Consider the following 2,975-nt stretch of genomic DNA (forward strand, 5'->3'; position numbering starts at 1 on the left):
AGCGGCCAAGGTGAGCCTTCATCTTTACTTGCGTCGACAACGCGGTAACGGTACCGCGTGTCGACGTAAGCGACTGACACACCATTCGGGACCTACCAGCCCCGAAGAGGCGGTCATCTGCTTAAACGCAGCATACGAATGATTTAGAATTCGGAATAAAAACGGCCCGGGGAGAATTTTCCCCCGGGCCTCACCCTTCGAAAGGGCAGAAAATCCGCGGACCGCGTATGCGCCGTCCCCGCGCCTATTGCCCGTCGGGGCCCTTGAAGGTCAGGACGTACTCCGCCTCCCGGTCGCTTATGGGGCACCCGTAGAACTCGGCAAAGTAGTCCTTCACCTCCCGAACCATATCCAGATCCCCGAACAGGTCGGGATGCAGGGTCTTGGCGATCTGTTCCATCAGGAGGAAGCAGTCGGTGCTGTAGTCGGTCGGGCCCACGCTTCTGAGGTTCACGTAGACGTTCCCGTCCTTCACGGCACGGATGGGCGCCCAGGCGGGGTCCTTCGTGATCAGCTCGACGTTGTTCACCCTGCCCATGAAGATATAGGCCGGGTTCCACTCCATGACCTGCTCCATCGTGGTGGTGTAGAGCAGCTTGCGGTCCTTCCTGCTGACCAGGTCGCCGCCGGCCAGGTCCACGAGGTACCGGGTATAGGACTCGCCGCCGTGGATGCTCAGCGATTCGGGGCCCCGCACGTAGTATACGGAGGGCAGGGACGCCGGGTCCAGCCCGCCGGTGCGGCCGGTGACGTACCCGACCGTCCTGTCGACGTAGTCGCACCATTTCCGGGCCTTCTCGAGGGCCGCGCCTCCAAAGACCTCCCCCACCAGCATGATTTCCTTCTTCTTCAGCGCCACGAACTCCTCACGGGTGTCGATGCCGTCGTCCTTGAGCTGCGTCACGATCACAGGTATGCCCACCTTGTTCAGGGACTCGATGACCTCCGGATACGCATCCCAGAACAGCACCACATCGACCCCCAGCTCCATCAGCTCCTCGATGTTGGGCTCCGTCGCGTTCCTGGTGACGGGGACCTTGGCGTAGGCGGGGCAGACCTTCGCGGCCCAGCCGCTGCCGGCCCAGCGGTTCCCCGTGATGGCCACCTGGTCCACGGCCCCCAGCATGATCACCGTCTCGAAGCTGGGCCCCGTCAAAGAGGCCACCCGGTTCACCCTGGCGGGGATGACGACCCTGCGCCCCGCCAGGTCCACGAGGGTACGGGTATCCGCCGCCTCGACGGGCGCGCCCGCCTCCGGCTTGCCCTGCACCTGTGCGGCGAAGCCGCCCGGGGCGGCGAGCAACATCGCCGCCAGCGCCGCGCCCCACAAAAACATCCTGAACCGCTTTGTTCTCATACCCATCACCAACACGCTCCCAACTTAATTTGATTAAATATACCTTAATATTAGGTTTTATTCCAATTTCAGATCACAGTTTTCCGGCCACACACGCCATCCGCCCCAGGGGGTCGACATAGACCAGGTGCAGGTTGGTGTGGTACAGCTCCCTCAGCGCCGCCTCCGAGATCACCGACCCCGCCGGGCCCGACGTCATGCGGCCGTCCGCCCCCATCAGGCCCGCGGAGCCGTTCAGCAGGATGGCGTGATCCGGCATGTGGGTGGTCATGACGACGGCAAACCCCTCCGCCGCCAGCTGTGAGACCGTCTTGACGATCTTGAGCTGGTTCCCGTAGTCCAGGTGGTTGGTCGGCTCGTCCAGGAGGATGAGCCGGGGCTCCTGGACCAGAACCCGCGTGATCTGAGCCTGCTGGCGCTCGCCGCCGCTGATTCCGTTGCAGAGCTTGTCCGCCAGATGCCCGATCCCCATGCGCTCCAGCGCGCGGTCGGCCATTTCATACTCCGCATCGCCCGGGACGTTCAGGAGCCCCATGTAGGGCGCCCGGCCCATCACCACGTAGTCCCTCACCGTGTAGGAGAAGGCGGGCGCGGAGATCTGGGGCACATAGCCCACGATCCTCGCGCGCTCGCCGGCGGGGTAGGATCCGACACGCCTGCCCATCAGCAGCACCTCGCCGCCGGTTGGGGAGAGGGCGCCGCCGATGCAGTTCAGCAGGGTCGACTTGCCCGCGCCGTTGGCCCCGAGGATGACGAATACCTCCCCCGGCTCGACCTGAAAGCCGATATCCCTCAGGACGGCACTTTCTCCGTCGTAGGAGAAGGAGAGGCCCTTCACCTCGAGGAGGGGGCTACCGGTCATCGCCGATCCTCGCCCTCTGCCGCGCCAGGAGCCAGACGAAGAGGGGCGCTCCCAGCACCCCCGTGATGATGCTCAGGGGGATCTCGCTCCCGGTCAGGTTGCGGGCCAGCGTGTCCACAACCACCAGGAACAGCGCGCCCAGGACGGCGGACATCGGAAGGAGGTAGCGGTTGTCCTGCCCGACGATCAGCCTTCCCAGGTGCGGAACGATCAGCCCGGCCCAGCCGATGGTCCCGCAAAGGCACACCGCGCAGGCCGTCAGGACGGTCGAGCACAGGATGGTCACGCCGCGGGCCCTCCTGACGTTGACCCCCAGGCTCCCGGCCTCCGCATCCCCCAGGGAGAGGAGGTTGACCCGCCAGCGCAGAAGAAGCAGCGCCGCCATGGCGGCAAGGATCGGCGGCGATATCAGCAGCACGTCCTTCATCCTGACGTTGGAGAAGGACCCCATGGTCCAATAGACGATGGAGGCCAGATGGTTCTCGGGATCGGCCACGTACTTCGCGATCCCGAGAAGCGCGCTCATGAACCCGGACATGATGACCCCCGAGAGCACCAGCATCAGCGAGGACCGATTGCGGAACAGCCCGGGGATCAGGGTCGTCAGGAACACCGTGAGCAGCCCCGTCCCCAACGCCGACAGCTGAACCAGCGGGGCGGGCAGTTCCAGCAGGATGGCGAAGGCCGCCCCCACGCACGCCCCGCTGGAGATCCCGAGAAGGTCGGGCGAGACCAGGGGATTCCGGAACAGGCTCT

General features: G+C 65.0%; 3 protein-coding genes. All 3 read right to left on the reverse strand.

All coding sequences use genetic code 11. The features are described from left to right. Window positions 1-244: 244 nt before the first annotated feature. Entirely contained in the window at window positions 245-1,363 is a 1,119-nt protein-coding gene (locus tag ABLA28_RS11225) for an ABC transporter substrate-binding protein (protein ID WP_347713736.1), read from the reverse strand. Window positions 1,364-1,430: 67 nt separating this feature from the next. Further along, entirely contained in the window at window positions 1,431-2,219 is a 789-nt protein-coding gene (locus tag ABLA28_RS11230) for an ABC transporter ATP-binding protein (protein WP_347713737.1), read from the reverse strand. Then, window positions 2,209-2,975 (reverse strand): iron ABC transporter permease (locus ABLA28_RS11235; RefSeq protein ID WP_347713738.1); only part of this gene is annotated, 767 nt, incomplete at its 5' end. The genes ABLA28_RS11235 and ABLA28_RS11230, both read right to left, overlap by 11 nt.

The organism is uncultured Fretibacterium sp. (genome assembly GCF_963544685.1).
Taxonomy (GTDB): domain Bacteria; phylum Synergistota; class Synergistia; order Synergistales; family Aminobacteriaceae; genus CAJPSE01.

What these genes read in the sequence shown, in the direction of transcription:
- ABLA28_RS11230 (WP_347713737.1), bottom strand. Translation starts at nt 2,219, where the DNA reads ATGACCGGTAGCCCCCTCCTCGAGGTGAAGGGCCTCTCCTTCTCCTAC.
- ABLA28_RS11225 (WP_347713736.1), bottom strand. Translation starts at nt 1,363, where the DNA reads ATGGGTATGAGAACAAAGCGGTTCAGGATGTTTTTGTGGGGCGCGGCG.